Source organism: Rhizobium sp. AN6A (assembly GCF_900215635.1).
GTDB classification, from domain to species: Bacteria; Pseudomonadota; Alphaproteobacteria; order Rhizobiales; family Rhizobiaceae; genus Agrobacterium; species Agrobacterium tumefaciens.
On sequence record NZ_OCNC01000003.1, the window covers coordinates 1,590,796 to 1,612,939 of the forward strand.

Annotated in this window: 19 protein-coding genes; 8 read left to right on the forward strand and 11 right to left on the reverse strand. The window is 59.5% G+C overall.

The features are described from left to right. Positions 1-18: 18 nt before the first annotated feature. Together CRO62_RS11180 and CRO62_RS11185 are read left to right on the forward strand one after the other, a co-directional pair. On the forward strand, positions 19-1,071 hold the full coding sequence (locus CRO62_RS11180; protein ID WP_003510723.1) for a sugar phosphate isomerase/epimerase family protein: 1,053 nt from the start codon (positions 19-21) through the stop codon (positions 1,069-1,071). Between the two features lie 71 nt (positions 1,072-1,142). Then, positions 1,143-2,330, forward strand: a complete 1,188-nt coding sequence (locus CRO62_RS11185) for a Gfo/Idh/MocA family protein (protein ID WP_097100197.1) — start codon at positions 1,143-1,145, stop codon at positions 2,328-2,330. 124 nt (positions 2,331-2,454) lie between these two features. Here CRO62_RS11185 and CRO62_RS11190 read toward each other — a convergent pair whose 3' ends face one another. The 3 genes from CRO62_RS11190 to CRO62_RS11200 form a co-directional block, all read right to left on the reverse strand. Continuing rightward, positions 2,455-2,703: a hypothetical protein gene (locus tag CRO62_RS11190; RefSeq protein WP_097100475.1), complete on the reverse strand. Its 249-nt coding sequence runs from the start codon at positions 2,701-2,703 to the stop codon at positions 2,455-2,457. A gap of 115 nt (positions 2,704-2,818) precedes the next feature. Further along, positions 2,819-4,090 (reverse strand): glycerate kinase, encoded by a 1,272-nt coding sequence (locus CRO62_RS11195; protein WP_097100198.1) that lies wholly within the window; start codon positions 4,088-4,090, stop codon positions 2,819-2,821. Positions 4,091-4,094: 4 nt separating this feature from the next. Continuing rightward, positions 4,095-4,448, reverse strand: a complete 354-nt coding sequence (locus CRO62_RS11200; RefSeq protein WP_097100199.1) for a DUF1304 domain-containing protein — start codon at positions 4,446-4,448, stop codon at positions 4,095-4,097. Between CRO62_RS11200 and CRO62_RS27200 the strand changes: the two genes are divergently transcribed. From CRO62_RS27200 to CRO62_RS11220, 4 genes are all read left to right on the forward strand, one after another. Next, the gene (locus CRO62_RS27200) at positions 4,435-4,608 is read left to right on the forward strand and encodes a hypothetical protein (RefSeq protein ID WP_154962722.1); all 174 of its coding nucleotides are present in this window, start codon (positions 4,435-4,437) and stop codon (positions 4,606-4,608) included. The two genes, CRO62_RS11200 and CRO62_RS27200, sit on opposite strands and share 14 nt — an antisense overlap. A gap of 69 nt (positions 4,609-4,677) precedes the next feature. Beyond that, positions 4,678-5,442, forward strand: coding sequence for an ImuA family protein (locus CRO62_RS11210; protein ID WP_097100200.1), 765 nt, complete (start codon positions 4,678-4,680; stop codon positions 5,440-5,442). Further along, positions 5,357-6,874 carry a Y-family DNA polymerase gene (locus CRO62_RS11215; protein WP_179784501.1) on the forward strand — a complete coding sequence of 506 codons (1,518 nt, stop codon included), beginning with the start codon at positions 5,357-5,359 and terminating at the stop codon, positions 6,872-6,874. The genes CRO62_RS11210 and CRO62_RS11215 overlap by 86 nt, the downstream gene beginning before the upstream one ends. Next, positions 6,871-10,149, forward strand: coding sequence for an error-prone DNA polymerase (locus tag CRO62_RS11220; protein ID WP_097100201.1), 3,279 nt, complete (start codon positions 6,871-6,873; stop codon positions 10,147-10,149). The genes CRO62_RS11215 and CRO62_RS11220 overlap by 4 nt, the downstream gene beginning before the upstream one ends. Before the next feature lie 112 nt (positions 10,150-10,261). Here the strand turns inward: CRO62_RS11220 and CRO62_RS11225 are convergent, their stop codons facing one another. Further along, positions 10,262-11,200: an AraC family transcriptional regulator gene (locus CRO62_RS11225; RefSeq protein WP_013761499.1), complete on the reverse strand. Its 939-nt coding sequence runs from the start codon at positions 11,198-11,200 to the stop codon at positions 10,262-10,264. A 183-nt stretch (positions 11,201-11,383) separates the two neighbouring features. Here CRO62_RS11225 and CRO62_RS11230 point away from each other — a divergent pair, with 183 nt between their 5' ends. Beyond that, positions 11,384-12,601 carry an MFS transporter gene (locus CRO62_RS11230; protein WP_097100202.1) on the forward strand — a complete coding sequence of 406 codons (1,218 nt, stop codon included), beginning with the start codon at positions 11,384-11,386 and terminating at the stop codon, positions 12,599-12,601. A 131-nt stretch (positions 12,602-12,732) separates the two neighbouring features. Here the strand turns inward: CRO62_RS11230 and CRO62_RS11235 are convergent, their stop codons facing one another. The 5 genes from CRO62_RS11235 to ytfQ all read right to left on the reverse strand — a co-directional run bounded on the left by CRO62_RS11235 (position 12,733) and on the right by ytfQ (position 18,066). Beyond that, positions 12,733-13,467 carry a FadR/GntR family transcriptional regulator gene (locus CRO62_RS11235; RefSeq protein WP_013761497.1) on the reverse strand — a complete coding sequence of 245 codons (735 nt, stop codon included), beginning with the start codon at positions 13,465-13,467 and terminating at the stop codon, positions 12,733-12,735. 17 nt (positions 13,468-13,484) lie between these two features. Further along, positions 13,485-14,465 (reverse strand): galactofuranose ABC transporter, permease protein YjfF, encoded by a 981-nt coding sequence (gene yjfF, locus CRO62_RS11240; protein WP_097100203.1) that lies wholly within the window; start codon positions 14,463-14,465, stop codon positions 13,485-13,487. Further along, a complete protein-coding gene (locus CRO62_RS11245; protein WP_097100204.1) occupies positions 14,462-15,508 on the reverse strand; it encodes an ABC transporter permease in 1,047 nt (348 codons plus the stop codon). Before CRO62_RS11245 ends, yjfF begins: the two co-directional genes overlap by 4 nt. Continuing rightward, positions 15,505-17,028, reverse strand: coding sequence for a sugar ABC transporter ATP-binding protein (locus CRO62_RS11250; RefSeq protein ID WP_097100205.1), 1,524 nt, complete (start codon positions 17,026-17,028; stop codon positions 15,505-15,507). The genes CRO62_RS11245 and CRO62_RS11250 overlap by 4 nt, the downstream gene beginning before the upstream one ends. A gap of 78 nt (positions 17,029-17,106) precedes the next feature. Continuing rightward, positions 17,107-18,066, reverse strand: coding sequence for a galactofuranose ABC transporter, galactofuranose-binding protein YtfQ (ytfQ, locus tag CRO62_RS11255; protein ID WP_003510698.1), 960 nt, complete (start codon positions 18,064-18,066; stop codon positions 17,107-17,109). Between the two features lie 521 nt (positions 18,067-18,587). Here ytfQ and CRO62_RS11260 point away from each other — a divergent pair. Then, complete coding sequence (locus tag CRO62_RS11260) at positions 18,588-20,399, forward strand: IlvD/Edd family dehydratase (RefSeq protein WP_097100206.1); 1,812 nt, start codon at positions 18,588-18,590, stop codon at positions 20,397-20,399. Between the two features lie 270 nt (positions 20,400-20,669). On the opposite strand, the gene CRO62_RS11265 is transcribed toward CRO62_RS11260, so the two are convergent. After that, positions 20,670-20,864, reverse strand: coding sequence for a hypothetical protein (locus CRO62_RS11265; RefSeq protein WP_013761494.1), 195 nt, complete (start codon positions 20,862-20,864; stop codon positions 20,670-20,672). Positions 20,865-21,022: 158 nt separating this feature from the next. After that, positions 21,023-22,141 carry a pyridoxal-phosphate-dependent aminotransferase family protein gene (locus CRO62_RS11270; protein WP_097100207.1) on the reverse strand — a complete coding sequence of 373 codons (1,119 nt, stop codon included), beginning with the start codon at positions 22,139-22,141 and terminating at the stop codon, positions 21,023-21,025. Positions 22,142-22,144 lie beyond the last annotated feature (3 nt).

Here is a 22,144-nt window from a genome sequence, read left to right on the forward strand (position 1 = left end):
ATACAGGAGGAGATTTTTATGAAAACGATCAAGGGACCGGGTCTTTTCCTCGGTCAGTTTGCCGGTGATGCTGCGCCTTTCAATACATGGGACGGCATTACCAAATGGGCCGCAGAAAAGGGTTATGCCGGCGTGCAGGTTCCCACCTGGGCCGGGCAGTTGATCGATCTGAAAAAGGCCGCCGAATCCAAGGATTATTGCGACGAATTTGCGGGTGTCGCCCGCCAGAACGGCGTCGAGGTAACCGAGCTTTCCACCCATTTGCAGGGCCAGCTGGTTGCCGTTCACCCCGCCTATGACGAGGCCTTCGATGGTTTTGCAGCACCTGAAGTGCGCGGCAATCCGAAGGCTCGCCAGCAATGGGCGGTGGAGCAGGTGAAGCTTGCCCTGAAGGCTTCGAGAAATCTCGGCATCAACGCACATGCCACCTTTTCGGGCGCTCTTGCCTGGCCCTTCATCTATCCGTGGCCGCAGCGCCCGGCCGGTCTCGTGGAAACCGCCTTTGACGAGCTGGCAAGACGCTGGACGCCGATCCTTGATTACGCCGATGAGCAGGGCGTGGATGTCTGCTACGAAATCCATCCCGGCGAAGATCTGCATGATGGCGTGACTTTCGAGATGTTCCTGGAGCGTGTGAAGAACCACAAGCGCGCCAACATGCTCTACGACCCGTCGCATTATGTGCTGCAATGCCTTGATTATCTTGACAATATCGACATCTACAAAGACCGCATCAAGATGTTCCACGTCAAGGACGCTGAGTTCAATCCGACCGGCCGCCAGGGCGTGTATGGCGGTTATCAGGGTTGGGTCAACCGTGCGGGCCGCTTCCGCTCGCTGGGTGACGGGCAGGTGGATTTCGGTGCGGTCTTCTCGAAAATGGCTGCCAATGATTTCGACGGATGGGCAGTGGTTGAATGGGAATGCGCGCTGAAACATCCTGAAGACGGTGCCCGGGAAGGGGCCGAGTTCGTCAAGCACCATATCATCCGCGTCACGGAAAAAGCCTTTGATGATTTTGCATCTGCTGGCACCGACGATGCGGCCAACCGGCGCATGCTTGGGCTTTAAAAGCATTTCCAGGAAAAGTGTGAAGCCGTTTTCCGTGTGGGAATGCGCTTAGAAAATGCCGAGGAGACATTATGGCTATTGAAGGAAAGACAACCGACAAGGCGAACACGCGGATTCGCCTGGGCATGGTCGGTGGCGGTTCAGGTGCATTTATCGGCGGCGTTCACCGCATGGCCGCGCGGCTCGACAACCGCTTCGATCTCGTGGCCGGGGCCTTGTCCTCGACACCGGAAAAATCCCTCGCCTCCGGTCGCGAACTCGGGCTTGATCCAGAACGTTGCTATGGGTCATTCGAAGAAATGGCCGAGAAGGAAGCGCTTCGCGAGGATGGTATCGAGGCGGTGGCGATCGTTACGCCCAACCACGTACATTATCCTGCGGCGAAGGCGTTTCTGGAACGCGGCATCCATGTCATCTGCGACAAGCCGCTGACCTCCAATCTGGAGGATGCCAAAAAGCTGAAGGACGTGGCGGACAAGGCGGACGCGCTGTTCATCCTCACCCATAATTACACCGGTTATCCGATGGTGCGGCATGCGCGTGAACTGGTGGAAACCGGTGCGCTCGGGAACATCCGTCTGGTGCAGATGGAATATCCGCAGGATTGGCTGGCTGAGCCGTTGGAGCAGACCGGTGCGAAACAGGCCGTCTGGCGCACCGATCCGGCGCAATCCGGTGTAGGCGGCTCCACAGGGGATATCGGCACCCATGCCTATAATCTCGGCTGCTTCATTTCTGGTCTGGAAGCCGATGAACTGGCAGCGGATGTACATACCTTCGTGGAGGGTCGCCGTCTGGACGACAATGCGCATGTGATGCTGCGCTTCAAGCCAAAGGACGGCAAGCAACCAGCCAAGGGCCTGCTTTGGTGCAGCCAGGTGGCTGTCGGGCATGAAAACGGGCTGAAGGTCCGCGTTTACGGCGACAAGGCAGGCATCGAGTGGACGCAGGCTGATCCGAACTATCTCTGGTTCACAAAGCTTGGCGAGCCGAAACAGCTCATCACCCGCGGCGGTGCTGGCGCCGGTGCTGCGGCCGCGCGCGTCACGCGAATTCCCTCGGGCCATCCGGAAGGATATCTCGAAGCCTTCGCGACCATCTATACCGAAGCGGCCCAGGCCATCGAAGCCCGCCGCACCGGTTCGGAGCTAGACAAGGCGGTCACCTATCCGACCGTCGATGACGGTGTCAAAGGCGTCGCTTTTGTCACCGCGTGCATCGAATCCGGTAAGAAGAATGGCGGCTGGGTGAAGCTGTAAGATCGACATGGCGTCGCGGCGTATTTCTTCTCCCCGCGGGGGGGGGGGAGAAGGGCCGGATGAGGGGGCAAGCTCTCGGCTTATCTCTGCCCGCTTTCCCCTCATGACCCATCTGAAGACGTGATCAATTTACGCGTGTCATCTGCTGCTGCATCCGTTCTGTCACGGGGCAACCGTCCTGTATTCTCGTCCAGGACGAGACGTTGAGTTTCATTTCGCAGCGCGCGAGATAGGAGCCGCCATCGACCCTCAGGCAGGATGTCTGGCCGAGTTCGAACATGACACCGCGATTTCGGCATTTGCAATTGTGGGCATCCGCCAAGGTGGGGATCAGCGCCACGGCTAGACCAATTACGAGCACTCCAAAACGCATGGCTGAGGCTCCGAAAGACAGGCCACCAGAATATACCTGTCCGACGGTATAGTCAAAACAGCCACCTTCAACGATGCGCACCGGACGGCCATAACAGGCTCGAGCTCTCCCGCTTTCACCCGATCAAAATCGCCCTGATATCATTCACATTCGTCAGCGTCGGACCGGTCACGACAAGGTCGCCAACCGCCTTGAAGGCGGTGTAGCTGTCGTGTCCCACCAGCGACTGGCGCGGATCGGCACCGGCATTGCGCATACGCGCAAGCGTATCCGGCGTCACCAGTGCGCCTGCCGCATCCTCAACGCCGTCTATGCCGTCGCTATCGCCGGCGATGGCCCAGATACCGCCTGCGCCCTTCAGCGTCAGCGCAAGGCTCAGCAGAAATTCCGTGTTGCGCCCGCCCTTGCCGGCCAACCCTTTACCGATCGTCACCGTGGTTTCACCGCCGGAAAGCAGCACGGCCGGGCCTTTGACTGGCAGGCCCTTGCGGCTGGCGGAGAGGGCGATACCCGCCATCACCGCGCCGACATCCTTTGACTCGCCCTCCAGCGAATCCCCGAGGATGAGCGGCGTAAGGCCAAGCTTCACCGCCTCGTCCGCCGCCGCCTGTAGGGCGAGCGAGGGTGTCGCGATCAGCCTGATATCCTCTTCTATATCGCCTGCCTTCGGCGTTTCTTCCCCCTTTTCCAGCACTTTGCGCACATTCTCGGGAAGATCGAGCGTATAACGGGAGACGATTTCCCGCACATTGTTGATATCGCTCGGATCGGCAACCGTGGGGCCGGAAGCGATTTCGGAGGGATCGTCGCCCGGTACGTCTGAAATCAATAGCGAAACCACTCTGGCCGGTTTGGCGGCCAGCGCCAGTCGCCCGCCCTTGATGCGGGAGAGGTGCTTGCGCACGGCGTTCATTTCGGAAATCGTCGCGCCGCTGGCGAGAAGCGCGCGGTTGACGGCCATCTTGTCCGCAAGCGTCATGCCTTGGGCGGGTGCGACCATCAGTGCCGAACCGCCGCCGGAAATCAGCGCGATCACCATGTCGTCTGCGGTCAGCCCTTCAACGGCGGCAAGAATGCGTCTTGCCGCTTCAGCACTCATGTCGTCGGGCACGGGATGGGAGGCCTCGATGATTTCGATGCGCCCGGCCGGAACGGCATGACCGTAACGGGTTACGACGATACCGGAGAGGTTCACATCCACCCAGGCCTTATCAAGCGCTGCGGCCATGGTAGCCGAGGCCTTGCCCGCGCCGACCACCACGCACCTGCCCTTGGGCGGGGAAGGAAGATGATGTTGCAGCACCTTCGCGGGATCGGCACTCGCCACTGCCGCCATAAATATGCGGTTGAGGGCGTCTTTTGCGCGGAGATCGTTCCATGCGGTCATAGGTTCATACTCCGATCCAGAGGAAGCCGAGCGCAAACAATGCCGGCAAAGCCTGAATGAACAGGATTTTCATATTGGCGGTAATGGCACCGAAAATGCCGGCTACCAGGACGCAGGTGAGGAAGAAGACCTTGAAACTCAGTCCTTCATCGCCCTGCGTGAGCCCATAGATCAATCCGGCTGCCAGAAAACCATTGTAAAGCCCCTGATTGGCGGCAAGCACCTTCGTCTGTCGCGCAAAATCCGCAGAGAGGCCGAAGGCCTTGCGGCCGGCCGGCGTTTCCCACAGCAGCATTTCCAGAATGGTGATGTAAACATGGATGGCCGCAACCACGGAAATCAGAATGCTGGCGATCATCGGCGGTTTCCTCCAAACCCTGATGTCCGGCGCGTCAATTATCCGCAAAAAGAGAGAGGCCGACCGGATAATCCGTTTTAACGGTGGTACACATGGCCGCAAGGCCATAATCCCTCTCTTCCCGCGCAAACCTGTTGAAGAGCCGCACGGCATTGCTTGACTCTTTGCTGAAATAAGAACAAAACAGGAACAATAAAACTGAAAAACCGGAATTGAAACCTGTCATGCCATGCAAAAGCGCGCGGAACAGTTGCTCGTTGTCGAAGAGCTGCGTGAAAGGCTGGAAAGGATCGGTGGCGGTCCTCACCGCCTGCACGAGGCCTTGCCTTTCGGCGTGGATGCCATCGATCACCATTTGCCTGGAGGCGGGCTGAAGCTCGGTTGCCTGCATGAGCTGAGCGGCGGCGGCAATGGCGCCGCCGATGGTGCGGCAGCGGCGCTTTTTGCGGCCGGTGTGGCAGCAAGGCTGTCCGGCAAGGTCTTATGGTGTGTCACCCGCAGGGATCTGTTCATGCCGGGATTGACGCAGGCGGGCCTGTCGCAGAACCGGGTCATCATCGTCGAATGCCGCGATGAGAAAGGCGTGCTCGACTGTTTCGAGGAAGGCTTGCGCTGCAACGGTTTTGGCGCCGTGATGGGCGAGCTTGCGAAGTTGCCGATGAATGCCTCGCGGCGGTTGCAACTGGCGGCGGAAACCTCTGGTGTCACCGGCATTGCCATTCGCCGCTTCCGGCGCCCGGCCGATGCGGCGTTGTTTGGCGAGCCGACGGCCGCTGTCACCCGCTGGCGTGTCTCTGTCCGACCATCTTCGCCCCTGCCGGTGCCGGGGGTGGGCAGGCCACGCTGGTTTCTGGAACTTTTGCGATGCCGCGGCGGCGAAAGCGCTGCATTTGAAGTGGAAGCCTGTGATGCAAAGGGTCGTCTCGCTTTACCTGCCGACATGGCCGACGGATCGCTACCGGCGTCTTTCGGGGCAGAACGCGCCGCCGGTTGAAAAGCCGCTGGTCATGATCGGCCGTCAGGGCAGCCGCCGCCTGGTGCTGGCGCTGGACAAGGAAGCAAAGGCGGCGGGCATCCGGCCCGGCACACCCGTCAGCAAGGCGCAGGCTTTGGTGCCGGGTCTCGTTGTCGAGGATATGGATGCGGCGGCGGATGCCCGCGCCCTGCAACAACTCGCTTTTCATTTCCTGCGTATCTATGCCCCGATCGTCGCCGCAGATCCGCCTGATGGGCTGGTGCTGGATACGGCAGGTGCGGACCATCTGCACGGCAATGAGACGCTGATGTTGAGCGGCATGGTGAACCGCCTGCATGCCGCAGGCTTCGCCGCCCGCGCTGCCATTGCCGATAGCTGGGGGGCGGCCCATGCGCTTGCCCGGTTTGGCCGTGAGGAGATCAGCATCGTATCGCCGGGCGGACAGCGGGCGGCGATCAGCGGGCTGCCGCTGGCGGCGCTCAGGCTGGAGGAGCGTATCGTTTCCGGATTGAAGGTGCTCGGTTTTCGCACCATAGGCGAACTTGCCGAGGCCCCGCGGGCGCCGCTGACCCTGCGTTTCGGCCCGGAAGTGGTCAGGCGGCTCGCCCAGGCTTTCGGCGAGACTGGCGAACCTATCGAGCCGGTGCGCATTGCCGAACTGGTGGAGGTGCGCCGCGCCTTTCCCGAGCCGATCGCGGCGGCGGAGACGATTGCCCGCTATGTGCAAAAGCTGGTTGCTGAGCTTTGCGTCTCGCTGGAAAAGCGCGGCCTTGGCGCACGCCGCGTCGATCTGGTGCTGCACCGGGTGGATAGCGGCTTGCAGGCCGTGCGGGCCGGCACCTCCAGACCGGTGCGTGATGTCAAACAGCTTGTCCGGCTTCTGACCGACCGTATCGACACCATCGATCCCGGCTTCGGCATTGAGATGATGGTGCTGACCGCCACCCATGCCGAGCCGCTTGTCGCCGCGCAGGCCCGGTCCTCGCTTCTTGAGGAAGGGCGTGCGGAAATCGCCGATACGGTCGATGTCATCCTCAATCGTGGCCACAGGGTCTATCGTTATGCGGCGGTGGCAAGCGACGTGCCGGAACGTTCTCTTGCCAGCGTTGCGGCGCTGGCACCTGAGGATACCCTCGGCTGGCCTTGCCACTGGCCGCGCCCGGTCAGGCTTTTTGCAAGGCCGGAACCCATCGAAACTCTGGCGCTGCTTCCGGATCATCCGCCGCGTTATTTCATCTGGAAAGGCGTGCGCCATAATGTGCGGCGCGCTGATGGGCCGGAACGGGTGTTTGGCGAATGGTGGAAACGCGACCGCGAAAAGGCCGCCGTGCGCGATTATTTCACAGTGGAAAACGAAATCGGCGAGCGTTTCTGGATTTTCCGCTCCGGTGATGGCGAACATACCGAGACGGGCTCGCAGGGCTGGTTCATCCATGGGGTCTTCGCATGAGCACGCCGCGCTATGCCGAGCTTCAGGTGACCACGCATTTCTCCTTCCTGCGCGGCGCAAGTTCCTGTGATGAACTGTTCGAACAGGCAAAAAATCTCGGTATCGAGGCACTCGGCATCGTCGATCGCAATAGCCTTGCGGCCATTCCCCGCGCTTATGAAGCGGCCGATAATCATGGCATCCGGCTCGTCATCGGCTGCCGGCTCGATCTGGATGACGATCTTTCCGTGCTTGTCTATCCCATGGATCGCCCGGCTTACGGGCGGCTTTGCAGGCTGCTTTCCGTCGGCAAGAAGAGGGGTGGCAAGGGTAAGTGTCGGCTCACATGGGACGATCTCGTAGCTTATGGCGAAGGCCTTATCGTGGTGTTGCTCGCCGATCTGGCTGACGATCTCTGCGCGCTTCGCCTGCGCCGGTTGAAAGCCGCTTTTGCTGACCGGGCCTATATGGCGCTGAGCCTGCGAAGACGACCCAACGACCAGATGCGGCTTTTCGAATTGTCGAATATGGCTGCAGCCGCTGATGTGCCGACCGTTGTTACCAATGACGTGCTGTTTCATGTGCCCGAGCGGCGCATGCTGCAGGATGTCGTTACCTGCATCCGGCACAATTGCACCATTGACGAGGCGGGCTTCCGGCGCGAGCGGCATGCCGACCGTTATATGAAGCCGCCTCAGGAAATGCACCGGCTGTTTGCCCGCTACCCGGAAGCACTGGCCCGCAGCCTCGAAATCGCGAAGCGCTGCAAATTTTCGTTGAAGGAGCTGGTCTATCAATATCCCGAGGAGCGCAGCCTGCCGGGGCTGACGGCGCAACAGGCGTTGGAAAAGCTCGTCTGGGAAGCGGTGCCGGGACGTTACCCGCATGGTTTGCCGGAGAAGGTCGAAAAGGCGCTGCATCATGAGTTGGATGTTGTCGGCAGATTGCAATATGCGCCCTATTTCCTGACCGTGAGTGCTATCGTGCGACAGGCTCGCAAAATGGATATCTTGTGCCAAGGACGCGGTTCGGCGGCAAACTCGGTTATCTGTTTTGTACTTGGTATCACTGCCATTGATCCTGCTCGTTTCAGCAATCTCGTCTTTGAACGTTTTGTTTCCGAAAACCGGGGTGAACCGCCTGACATCGACGTGGATTTCGAGCATCAGCGTCGTGAGGAGATTATTCAATGGGTCTACAAAAACTATGGCCACGATAAAGCGGCGCTTTGTTCAGTCGTCACCCGCTACCGTGGTCGAGGGGCATTGCGAGATGTTGGTAAAGTACTAGGTCTGCCGGAGGATTTGACCAAACTTCTGTCTTCGCAAGTCTGGCGCTGGAGCGAAGGAGTTGGCGAAAAAGAGGTGAAGGAACTGAACCTCAATATGGAGGATCGTCGCCTTAAACTGGCTTTCGAGCTTGCCAACCAGCTTGTTGGCACACCGCGCCATCACAGCCAGCATCCGGGCGGCTTCGTACTTTCCCATGATAGGCTGGATGAGCTAGTGCCAATTGAACCAGCCGCCATGGACGGTCGACAGATCATTGAATGGGATAAGGACGATATCGATATCGTGCGGTTCATGAAAATGGATTGCCTGGCGCTTGGAATGCTTTCCTGCATGAAGCGTGGCTTCGACCTGCTGGAGGCTCGTACAGGAGAAAAATACGATCTTGCCGCGATGCCACCGAATGATCCTGCAACGTTTGCAATGATCCAAAAAGCCGACACGTTAGGCACTTTCCAGATCGAAAGCCGGGCGCAGATGTCGATGTTGCCCCGTTTGAAGCCCGTCGAATTTTACGATCTTGTAATTCAGGTCGCTATCGTTCGTCCCGGCCCCATTCAGGGAGATATGGTCCATCCATATTTGCGGCGCCGTCAGGGCAAAGAGCCCGTTCGATATGAAAAACCAGAGCTTAAAAATATTCTCGAAAAGACGCTGGGTGTCCCGCTATTCCAAGAGCAGGCCATGAAGATTGCCATCGACTGCGCCGGTTTTTCTCCCGGCAAGGCGGACCAGTTGCGCCGCGCGATGGCGACTTTCAAGAATGTCGGCACGATCTCCAAGTTCCAGCAGGATTTGATCGATGGCATGGTGGAACGCGGTTATGACGAGGACTTCGCCAAACGCATCTTCAAACAGCTCGAAGGGTTCGGCAGTTATGGTTTCCCGGAAAGCCACGCGGCGTCCTTCGCGCTGATTGCCTATGCTTCCGCATGGCTGAAGTGCCATCATCCGGATATTTTCTGTGCCTCGCTTCTGAATTCGCAGCCAATGGGCTTTTACGCCCCGGCGCAGATCGTGCGTGATGCGCGCGATCATGGTGTGGAAGTGCGCCCGGTCTGCGTCAACAATAGCCGCTTCGATTGCACGCTGGAGCCCACGGGCAAGAAGAATGCTCATGGTAAGGAGCGTTACGCCGTGCGGCTCGGCCTGCGCATGGTGAAGGGTCTCTCCAACGATCACGCAGCCGATATTGTCGCGGCCCGTCAGGATCGGGCATTTGCCTCGGTGGACGATCTCTGGCGAAGGGCAGGTGTTCCGGCTGCTGCCCTCGTCTGTCTCGCCGAAGCCGACGCCTTTCTGCCGTCGCTCTCGCTTTCCAGACGCGAGGCGCTGTGGGCCATCAAGGCTTTGAGGGATGAGCCGCTGCCGCTTTTTGCTGCCGCTGCCAGCCGGGAAAACGCCGTTGTGGATGAGCTTTCCGAACCCTCCGTCGCGCTGCGGCCCATGACTGACGGCGGCGAGGTGGTGCAGGATTATGGCCATGTGGGGCTGACCCTGCGCGAACACCCCATGTCCTTCCTGCGGCGCGATCTTTCCCGTCGGCGCATCGTCAGCTGCGCGGATGCGGTGCGCGTCCGTGATGGCACGTGGCTGGAAACGGCGGGGCTGGTTCTGGTGCGCCAGCGCCCAGGCTCGGCAAAGGGAGTGATCTTCATGACTCTGGAGGATGAGACGGGTATTGCCAATGCGGTTCTGTGGGTGAAGACCTTCGAAAAATACCGGCGCGTGGTGCTTTCCGCCGGCATGGTCGGTATTTACGGCAAGATCCAACGGGAAGGCGAGGTGGTGCATCTGGTCGCACACCGGCTGACCGATCTGTCAGAGGCGCTGGCAAGCGTGGGTGAGCGCAACCACCCCTTTCCTCTACCGCATGGGCGCGGCGACGAGTTCCACCACGGTATTCCGCCGGACGATCATCGCAATATCAGGAAACGTCCACCGCCTGCGACCCAGGATGGAGATGAGGTGGAGAGGATAAAGGTCATTTCCCGCAATTTCCATTAGAGCATTTCCAGTAAAAGTGCGTAGCGGTTTTACGTCCAGAAAATGCGTAAAAACAAAGAGATGGAGCGCGTCAAAAGTTTCTGTTTAAACCGGACGTGCTCTAAGATGCGCCCTATGCCGCATCTTCCAGACCAGAGGTGTCCTTCCTGCGGAACTGGCTGGGCGGCGCGCCGATCACGCGTTTGAAGGCGCGGCTGAAGGATGCCTCGGAATCGTAGCCGAGCTTTTCCGCCGCCAGCGTTACACGCATACCCTCGCGCAGCCACAGTCGCGCCTGATGCATGCGTATGCGAACGACATAACGGGCTGGGCTTTCACCCACCACACGGGTGAAGCGTTCTGCAAAACTCGAGCGGGATGCACCCATCAGGGAGGCAAGCTCTTCCACGCTCCAGTCTTTCTCGGGGGTAAGGTGGATCGCTGCAAGCACCCGTCCGAGTTCGGGATTGCGCACGGCGGCAAGCCAGCCGCTGGAATCGCCGCAACCATATTCTACCCATGTGCGGATCAGTGTTGCCGTCAACACATCGGCAAGCCGCGCCAGAATGCCACCGGCACCAACGCGGTTCAGTTCCACTTCGCGCGCCATGGCTTCCAGGAGATGCGGAATGGCCGGATCGCTTTTGGCGAGATCGCTGGTCAGCATCACATCCGGCATCAGTTGCAAAAGCGGATGCAGATTATCCATGTTGAAACGCATCGAGGCGGTAAAGGCTACCGTGTCGCCGCCGGCACCAGCACATTCCATGTCGAAAATGCCCTGACACACTTCCTTTTTACCGAACCGGTCGAAGAGGGCAGGTGTTACATCCTCGCCGCTGCCCAGCACATGGGCGTGGCCACGGGGCAGAAGCACTGCATCGCCGCACGTAAGCGTCAGCCATTCTCCGGAAGGTTTGCGTAATTTTGCCTGGCCCACGCCGATGAAATGAAACCGCGCCGCCTCCTGCTCGGGAAAGGCCGTCGCCCAGGGCGTTGCCATGCGGCAGCGGCCATATTCCACGCCGTCAAGCCGCAGACCACGCAGCATTTCCGTCAATGCATCATTCATGGCAACTCACAAATTCGGACGTTTGGTTAAGGAATGCGGATTTTTTAGCATGGAAACGCCGAGCTGTCACGCGTAGCTTACGACCATCGATTTGTGAGGCGACGCACCCGGGCTCCCACCGGCTTCATCGTTTTGCCATTCCGTTTCAGGGCGCGTTCCCAGAATGCGCATCAGGAGATTTTCATGAATAACCGAACAATCAACGAACTTGAATATGCGCCACACAGACAAGAGCCGGATGCGAAGTGGGCGGCGGTGGTTTCGCTTTCGCTCGGCGTCTTCGGGCTGGTAACGGCGGAATTCCTGCCGGTCAGCCTTCTGACGCCACTGTCGACCGATCTTTCCATCAGCTCCGGCATTGCCGGCCAATCCATCACCGTCACGGCACTGGTCGCAGCGGTTGCCGGTCCCGGCGTCGTCATCGGCACGCGCAGCATTGATCGCCGCTGGACCCTGCTTGGCCTCACGACGTTGCTGATCATTTCCAGCACATTGGCCGCTTTTGCCAACGGTCTTTTCATGCTGTTTACATCGCGCGTTTTGCTCGGCATCGGCCTTGGCGGCTTCTGGGCCATGTCGGCGGCGCTGGCGCTAAGGCTTGTTCCGCTGGATAAGATGCCGCGCGCCATGGCCATCATCCTAACCGGCGTTTCGGTTGCCACCGTTTGCGCAGCCCCTGTCGGGGCGTGGATCGGCGCGACGCTTGGCTGGCGTGCGGCCTTTGTCGTCGCCGGCGTGCTGGGTGTCGTCGCACTTGTCGTGCAGTTGCTCACCGTTCCCTCGCTGCCGCCGGCCGGTGCGCCCGGCCTGTCCACCATGTTCCGGCTGTTGCAGCGCCCGCAGGTCAGGATCGGCCTTCTGACGACGCTATTCATCGTCGCGGGTCACTTCGCCGGCTTCACCTATGTTCGCCCCTTCCTCGAAGATGTGCCGCAGCTTGGCGTCGAAGCAATCTCGCTCGTTCTTCTGGCTTACGGCGTGGGCGGTTTTTTCGGTAATCTCTTCGGCGGCTACCTCGCTGAGAAGAACACCGCATGGGCCGTGACGTTTGCCGCCACCCTGATTGCCGCATCCGCTTCCGTGCTGGTGATTGCCGGTGCATCTCCCGTTGTCGCTGGCTTTGCCATTGCCTCCTGGGGTTTCGCCTTCGGCGCGCTTCCGGTCAGCGTGCAGAGCTTCATCACCCGCGTCGCCTCTGACGAGGCCGAAAGTGCAGGCGCGTTGCTGCTCACCACCTTCCAGATCGCCATTTCCAGCGGCGCTGTTCTGGGCGGACTGCTGATCGACCTTCAGGGTGCGACCATGGTCTTCGTTTTCGTCAGCATTGCAGCACTCCTCGGCGCATCGCTCATGGCATCGCGCCGTGGCGTGGTGCCGCATATTGAAGCGTCGCAGGGGTAAGATACTTGCCGGAAGAAAAAGGGCCTGCATCCGTGCAGGCCCGAATTTTATGATGAAAAAGCCAACCCCGGCTCCGTCATGCTGGCATCAGGCCCGGGGTGACAGAAGGGATGTCGATAGGCTTTTCGCCTTCAAGGCGTCTTGATTGCCTTTCGCGTCCGGTCCTTGCCGACCTCGATTACATGGCGCATGGCTTTCACGGCGGCGTCCGCATCACGGGCGGCGATGGCGTGCACGATGCGCAGATGGTTTGCAGCGATCTCGGCGATGGTTCCGGGCGACGAGGCCGGGGATGAAAGCTGGAATGAGATCGCAAGGGCGGCTTCGATCAGCCCGCTTGCCGAACGCATGAAGGGATTGCCGGACATGTGCGCCACGGCGAGGTGGAATTCGAGATCGACCTTGGCGATGGTTTCCGGCGTATGCTGCGGATTGTCGAATTTGGCGGCAATCACATAAAGGGAAACGATATCGTCATTCGATGCCTGAAGCGCGGCAGCTGCCGCCGCCGCCGGCTCGAGCGCGAGGCGGATTTCCGCCAGATGTGTCACGAATTCCTGGTCTATTCCGGCTTCGCAGCGCCAGCCCAGCACATCCGGGTCAAAGAAGTTCCAGCTCGAACGGTCGAGAACGCGGGTGCCGACCTTTGCCTTGGGTTCGACCAGCCGCTTGGCCGCCAGCGTCTTCATCGTCTCGCGCAACACGGTGCGCGAGACCCCGAAACGGAGGGACAGTTCGGCATCGTTAGGCAGGAGGGATCCTTCCGCAATCCTGCCCGAGACGATGGCGCTGCCGAGTTCGGAGACCACATGCGCGTGGCTGTTCCGGCGTTTTCGCCCGCTTATCGTCGTTTCGAGCAGCCCCAATAAAGCCTCCGTGTTGGTTATGCCGGATGTGGTCCGGCCAGTCTCCTGTTTGAATACCAGATGATTGCGCGCTGCAACACGATGAAGACAAAAAGCAGCACGCCAATAACGATTTTGGTCCACCAGGATGACAGGGTTCCGTCAAAAACGATGTAGGTCTGGATCAACCCCTGGATCAGCAGTCCGACGAAGGTTCCCGCCACCAGCCCCATTCCACCCGTCAGAAGCGTTCCGCCAATGACAACAGCTGCAATAGCGTCCAGCTCCACGCCCACCGTCGCCAACGAATAACCCGATGAGGTGTAGAGTGTGTAGACGATGCCGGCGAGGCCGGACAGGAACCCGGAAAGTGCGTAGATGCCGATTGTCGTTGTACCGATCGGCACTCCCATCAGTTCGGCCGATTGCGGGTTACCGCCAAGTGCGTAGACATTGGCGCCGAAGCGGGTGCGGCTGGCAATCAGCATGCCGGCGGCAAAGACGAGAAGCATGACAATAGCAAGCGCTGTCAGCCTGCCGCCGCCGGGAAAGCGGAAATAAAATCCCTGCATCGCATCGATGAAGGGATGCGAGATCGGTACGGATTGCGTCGAGATCAGATAGGCCGCGCCACGCGCCAGGAACATGCCCGCCAACGTCACCACGAATGGCGGGATCGACAGGAAGCGTATCATCGCCCCCATCAGGCAGCCGAACAGCGTTGAGATCACGAGCACGATGGCGAAGGCCAGCAGCGGGTGAATATTATAGGTGCCGACCATGACAGCCACGAAAACGCTAGTGAACGCGATGACGGAGCCGATGGAAAGATCGATGCCACCCGACAGGATCACGAAAGTCATGCCAACGGCAGCGATGCCGAGAAAGGCATTGTCGGTCAATAGATTACCGATCACCCGCGTCGACAGGATCGCTGGATATTGCAGCACGCACAGAAGATAGGCGATAAGGAAGATCGTCAGTGTGGTGAGAAACGGAAGATTGCGGCTGTGGATCATCGCGCGGTACCTTCCTTGGTCACTACGTTGGCGGTGGCCGGTTTTGCGTGTGGCTTTGGCGTTTTGACAAAGCCCAGAACCGCCATGATTGCCGGCGATTGCAGTGTCAGTACCACCATGATGATGCCAGCCTTGATGATGAGGTTGAATTCCGGCGGGAAACCGGAGACCAGAATGCCGGTATTGATGGTCTGGATGATGAGCGCGCCGATCAGCGATGCGGTGATGGAGAAGCGGCCGCCATTCAGCGATGTACCACCGATCACCACCGCCAATATGGCGTCCAGTTCCAGCCACAGCCCGGCATTGTTGGCATCCGCACCGCGAATATCGGCGGTCACGATCATGCCGGCGATGGCCGCGCAGAGACCGGAAACGGCGTAGACGAAAAACAGCAGGAAGCGTGCCCGCACACCGGCAAGTGCCGCCGCGCGGCGATTGATGCCGGTTGCCTCAATCAGAAAGCCGAGCGCGCTCTTGCGCACCAGAAGGCCGATTATCAGCGCCGCCGCCACCCAGATGATGACGGGCAGGGGAATGCCCGCGAAGGAGCCGGAGCCGATGGCGGAAAAGCTGTCGTCGTTGAAGGTGAGAATGACACCTTCGGTGATGAGCTGGGCGATGCCGCGCCCCGCCACCATCAGGATCAGCGTGGCGATGATCGGCTGGATGTCGAGAAGGGCGACCAGCACCCCGTTCCACAGGCCGCAGGCGATGCCGACAGCAAGCGAGATGGCGATGACGGTTGGGATGGAATGGCCGTTGCTGATGAGCGTTGCCGCCACCGCTCCACAAATGGCGATAACAGCACCGATCGACAGATCAATGCCCTTGGTGGCGATCACCAGCGTCATGCCAATGGTCAGGAGCGCCACGGGTGCGGCACGCACGAGAATATCCATCAGACTGCCGTAAAGCCTGCCGTTCTGGAACGAAACATGCAGGAAGCCCGGCGAAACGATTGTAATCGCTGCCAGAATGACGAAGAGGGCGATCAGTTGGGGAGCAAGCCTTTTCAGGCGCCTTGTCACAGTCACCATCATGCCGCCTCCGTTCTGGCCGCATCCGCAATTGCCCGCATGATGTTGTCGGCCGTCACCTCGCCGCCCTTCAATTCGCTGACATGCCGGCGGTCGGACAGCACGACGACCCGGTGGGCAACGGCGGTCAGTTCTTCCAGTTCGGACGAGATGACGACGAGCGACATGCCCTCGGTGCAGAGTTTTTCGATCATTTTGAGGATTTCCGCATGGGCGCCGATATCGATACCACGGGTCGGCTCATCGAGGATCAGAAGCCGGGGATGGGTTGCAAGCCAGCGCGCCAGAATGGCTTTCTGCTGGTTGCCGCCGGACAGGAATTTTATCGGCCGGTCAGGATCGGCCGGGCGGATGTCGAGGGATTTGATGAAGCTTTCGGCCAGTTCCACCTTCTGCCGGCGCGAAAGCGGCCGCGCCCAACCCTGGCGGGCCTGGAGAGCCAGAGCAATGTTGTCGGTCACGGAAAAGTCGCCGATGATACCATCAGTCTTGCGCTCCTCCGGGCAGAAACCGAACCCGGCCGTGATTGCGGCTTCAGGCGAAGAAAGAGCGATGGTCTTTCCGTCTATCGTGGCCTTGCCGGTATCGGGCTTGTCGATGCCGAACAGCAGGAAAGCCGTTTCCGTTCGTCCCGACCCCAAAAGACCGGCGACGCCGACGATCTCTCCCGGCCGAATGCCGAGGTCGAAGGGGGCGATGCTGCCGCGTTTGCCGTAGCCCTCGAAACGGATCGGCGGTTCGCCCTCGGCAACCGTGTCGTCAGTGGCCTGATGCTCGTGGGTGATGTGCTGAAGCTCGCGACCAAGCATCATCGCAATGAGTTCGGACCTCGGCAGGTTGCCGATGTCGCGCGTGCCGACGAGGCGGCCGTTGCGCAAAACCGTGACACGGTCGGCGATATCGTAGACCTGGTTTAGGAAGTGGGTGATGATGACGATGCCGATACCGCGCGCACGCAAGTTCCGCAGCACACCGAACAGCATCTCGACCTCGTGGGCATCGAGGCTGGCGGTCGGCTCGTCCAGCACCAGCACCTTGCCGGAAAGATCGACGGCGCGGGCAATGGCGATGATCTGGCGGATAGCGACGGAATAGCTGGAAAGCAGAGCGTTGACGTCGATCGAAAGCCCGTATTGGGACAGCAGCGCCTGCGATTGTCTCTGCATCGAGGCTCTGTCAATGAACCCGAAGCGATGCGGTTGGCGGCCGAGAAAGAGGTTTTCGGCAACAGTCAGGTTTTCGAGAAGGTTTACTTCCTGATAGACGGTGCCGATACCGAGTGCCTGCGCTTCGCCGACATTGGTGGGCGATATCTCGCTACCTTCCAGAAAGATGGAGCCGCTGTCACGGTGATAAACGCCGGTCAGTATCTTGATGAGTGTTGATTTCCCCGCGCCGTTTTCGCCGAGAAGCGCGTGAATTTCACCGCGCCCGAGCGAAAAATCGACGCCGTCCAGCGCCGTTATCCCGAGAAAGGATTTACCGATGGCGCGTGCTTCCAGAAGTGGTGCCGTTTCGGACATTGCGCAGGCCCTGCATGAAAGAAGCTGTGACGGAGCGGCACGCATGACGCGCCGCTCCTTCCGAAGATAAGGGGTCTATTAGTAACCCAGACCCTTCTTCGCCTCGTAGACCTTCATCGGGTCGTCAGACGCCGTGTAGAGCTTGGATTCCGTCTGAATCCACTTCGCCGGTGCCTTTTTGTCTTTCAGATAGGCTTCGAGAGCGTCGAAGGCAGGACCGGCCATGTCAGGCGTCAGTTCCACCGTCGCATTGGCTTCACCGGCGGCCATGGCCTTGAAGATGTCAGGTACGGCATCGATGGACACGACCTTGATGTCAGATCCCGGCTTCAGGCCGGCTTCCTTGATCGCCTGGATCGCGCCGACGGCCATGTCGTCATTGTGAGCGTACACGGCACAGATATCCTTGCCGCCGCCTTCGGCCTTGATGAAGCTTTCCATCACTTCCTTGCCCTTGGTACGGGTGAAGTCACCCGTCTGCGAGCGCACGATCTTGATGTTCTTGTGCGAAGCGATGGCTTCTTCGAAGCCCTTCTTACGGTTGATGGCGGGCGAAGAGCCGGTCGTGCCCTGCAATTCGACAACCTTGCAGTCCTTCGCGCCGACATCCTTGACGAGCCAGTCGCCGGCAACCTTGCCTTCGTGAACCTGATCCGAGGTGACCGCGGTCAGATAAAGATCATCCGGCGCTTCGATCTGGCGATCGAGCAGGATGACGGGGATTTTTTCTTCCTTGGCTTCCTTCAGCACGGCGTCCCAGCCGGTTGCGACGACAGGTGCGATCAGGATCGCATCGACGCCCTGCGCGATGAAGCCGCGAACGGCCTTGATCTGGTTTTCCTGCTTCTGCTGTGCGTCGGCGAATTTCAGCGTAACGCCGCGCTTCTCGGCCTGCTGCTTGGTGACAGTGGTTTCAGCGGCGCGCCATCCGGATTCGGAGCCGATCTGCGAGAAGCCGACGGTCAGCGATTGTGCGGAAACACTGGATGCAAGGCATGCGGAAACGGCGACAGTGATTGCCGCAAGAGCTTTTCTCATCTTATCCTCCCAGAAATGATGTCAGCGTGACGACGTCACTATGAGCATATAGTAATACTCTTGAAAAGGGGTTTTTTAGCGGATTTCCAATTCACGTCATGCCGATTTTATGGAAACATGGTCTTAAACTATAATAAATCAATGGCTTATTGTGTGTATTCCAATTTCTTCGGCGCGCAAAACTCGCCCGCAATATACTCTGGTCCGGCTTGACAGGCTGCGCCGCTATCTAATAGTAATACAAATAAGCAAGTCAGGTCGTGACGGAATGTGGGGCCTTGGGGTCAGTTACAATCCGGCAAGGCAGGGAGGGAAGAGGCCATTGCGCAACGTCGGTATGGTCGTAAACACCGAAAAATATTCGGCTAAAGCTGAAGAACGGCTCCAGGTCACTCGTCTGGCGCTCGTCTGTCGGTTATGCGTGCTTCCGAGAAGCTGATTCCATTTTCCTTGCGCACAACATAAGCTTGTCGCATTTCGTAATATTTTACCGTTGGCCACTTCCGGCTGGAGACCGCATCATGACCAAATCCGACAATCTGCCCGCAACCCAAGGCAAGCTTCGTTCGCGCGCGTGGTTCGATAACCCCGCAAACGCTGATATGACCGCGCTCTATCTCGAGCGTTACATGAACTTCGGTCTCAGCCAGGCCGAGCTTCAGTCCGATCGCCCGATCATCGGCATCGCGCAGACCGGCTCGGACCTTTCGCCCTGCAATCGCCACCATCTGGAGCTGGCGCATCGCCTGCGCGAAGGCATTCGTGAAGCGGGCGGCATTGCCATTGAATTTCCGGTGCATCCGATCCAGGAAACCGGCAAGCGCCCGACGGCGGGTCTCGATCGCAATCTCGCCTATCTCGGCCTCGTGGAAGTGCTTTACGGCTATCCGCTCGACGGCGTTGTTTTGACCATCGGCTGCGACAAGACCACGCCTGCCTGTCTCATGGCGGCGGCCACCGTCAACATTCCGGCCATCGCCCTTTCCGTCGGCCCCATGCTGAACGGCTGGTTCCGTGGCGAGCGCACCGGTTCCGGCACCATCGTCTGGAAAGCGCGTGAACTGCTGGCCAAGGGCGAGATCGATTATCAAGGCTTCGTCAAGCTCGTCGCTTCTTCCGCACCTTCCACCGGCTATTGCAACACCATGGGCACGGCGACGACGATGAACTCGCTTGCCGAAGCACTCGGCATGCAGCTGCCCGGCTCGGCCGCCATTCCGGCGCCTTACCGCGACCGTCAGGAAATCTCCTATCTCACCGGCCTTCGCATCGTCGAAATGGTCAAGGAAGACCTTAAGCCTTCCGACATCATGACCAAGGATGCCTTCATTAACGCCATCCGCGTCAACTCGGCCATCGGTGGCTCCACCAACGCGCCGATCCATCTGAACGGCCTTGCACGCCATGTCGGCGTTGAACTGACGGTGGATGACTGGCAGACCTACGGTGAAGACGTGCCGCTGCTCGTCAACCTGCAGCCGGCCGGTGAATATCTCGGCGAGGATTATTACCATGCCGGCGGCGTTCCGGCTGTCGTCAACCAGCTGATGACCCAGGGGCTCATCATGGAAGACGCCATGACCGTGAATGGCAAAACCATCGGCGACAATTGCCGTGGTGCCATCATCGAAGACGAAAAGGTCATCCGTCCCTATGACCAGCCGCTCAAGGAGCGCGCCGGTTTCCGTGTTCTGCGCGGCAACCTGTTCTCCTCTGCCATCATGAAGACGAGCGTGATCTCGGAAGAATTCCGCAACCGTTATCTCTCCAACCCGAACGACCCGGAAGCCTTCGAAGGCCGTGCCGTGGTGTTCGACGGTCCGGAAGATTACCATCACCGCATCGACGATCCGTCGCTGAAGATCGACGCCAACACCGTTCTCTTCATGCGCGGTGCCGGTCCGATCGGTTATCCGGGTGCGGCAGAAGTGGTGAACATGCGTGCGCCGGACTATCTCTTGAAGGAAGGCGTCAATTCGCTGCCCTGCATCGGTGACGGCCGCCAGTCCGGCACGTCTGGCAGCCCGTCCATCCTCAACGCTTCTCCGGAAGCAGCGGCAGGCGGTGGTCTGGCCATCTTGCAGACGGGTGACCGCGTTCGTATCGATGTGGGTCGTGGCAAGGCCGACATCCTGATTTCCGGCGAGGAACTGGCCAAGCGTTACGAAACGCTCTCCGCCGAGGGCGGCTTCAAGTACCCCGATCACCAGACGCCATGGCAGGAAATCCAGCGCGGCATCGTCAGCCAGATGGAAACCGGCGCGGTTCTGGAACCGGCCGTGAAGTATCAGCGCATTGCACAGACCAAGGGTCTGCCGCGCGACAACCACTAAGGCGGGCCGTCTGCGGCTCTTTGATGGAAAGGGCTTTGCCCTTTCCATCGTCATGCCCGGGCTTTGTCCAGAGCATCTGCAAATATTTGATTTTTCGAGATTTTGTAAATCCTCGGGTCAAGCCCGAGGATGACGTCGCATATGTTTTAAGTGTTCTTCGCGGATCGACTGTTTCACCGTGTTTGAGGCTACGCTGAACACATTTGGGCTCAAGACCGCAGGACGGGAAAACGACGTTTCAACCGCCCCCGTCAGCCTGCGCTTAAAAACTTAAATCACAGGATAAAGCGACCAGAAGAACAGTTCGTATTCCTGATCACGGTCGTCATCGTTGGACTGGTCGTCCGGTCTGCGTGGCGTCCTGTCCTGCAAATCCTTCTCGACCCGCTCGTTTATGGCGGGCGTTCTTCGGCCGATGCCAAAGAGGTCAAAGGAGAGCATGTTGAACCCTGCTACCATGGCCATTTCCCTTCTTCACGCGAGTTAACAGTGCGTTAAGTTTCGCGCGTTGCCATGATTTCGTCAAGATTGGCCAAGGAATTTGTCTACCATTTTTAACAACAATGGCGTGACTGACGTTCCGCCAGCATCCGATTTCGCGCAACGAACGTTTATCGGCGCTGTCAGAGACCCTTCGAGGAGGTGCCGGAATAGCTTTTTTCGGCCGCTTCCAGCGCGGAATCGGTATCTGCGGCATGGCCGAGGCTTCTCAGGGCGCTTGAAACAGCGGTGATATTGGCTTGCACCGAATCCGGATTGGCGCGCCGGCCGGTGTGATTGAGCCTTATCAGCCGTTCCGCACCGGGACCGACACCGCCCGAGACATCCGCACCTTGCTCCCTGGATGCCGCCGCCAGAAATGCGCCGGTATCCATCGTGTCCGGCAAGATCGCTGTCGAAACCAGAGCAGACGCATCAGTCTCCTCCACCCAGGTCGATATACCAAGTGCCTTGATACCGTTACGAGTGGCTGTCGCCGCTCGTTCGTGGCGTTCATTGGCGGATGCCAGACCCTCTGCCTCTATCCGGTCGAGTGCCGCCTCCAGCGCATAGAATTCCAACGGCGCAGGTGTTCCCGGCAGCGCGCCGCGGCCGGTATCGAGCCAGAGTTTCTTCTGGTCGAGAAGTGAAAGCATGGAGTTCTCAGGTGCATTGCCATGTGAAAGAAGTTTCCAGGCACTTTCGCTGACGGAGATGGCGGATAAGCCCGCCGGGCCTGCCAGCGCCTTTTGCGGGCCGATGACCGCGATATCTATGCCGAGCCGGTCAACCTCGAAGGCATGGCCGCCGATGGAAGCGACGGCATCGACGACCGTGACGATGCCTCTGTCTTTGGCGAGCGCGGCAATGGCGGACAGGGGGTTGAGAATGCCGCTTGCGGATTCCGCGTGCACGATAGCGAGAAGATCAAAACCTGGCCCTTCGTCCAGCGCTCTCTCGACCTCGTGAAGTGATATCGGCTTTGCCGGAGCGGTGGTCAGGTTGCGAACCGTTGCGCCGCCACGCTCCAGCCAGCCCCCGAACCACGCGCCATAGGGACTAGTGACGATATTGAGCGCTCTCAGACCAGGCCGCGCGAGGCTGGTGGCCGCAGCTTCAAGCGCAAGCACTGCTTCCGCCTGTACCAGAAGCACATCGTTATTCGTGCCCATCAGCGCCGCCAGCCGGTCGGCGAGAGCGGCGTAACGGTCTGCTGGAAAGGCGGGCGGGTCGAGCAGCAATGCGTAATCCGGGGCGGGCATGTC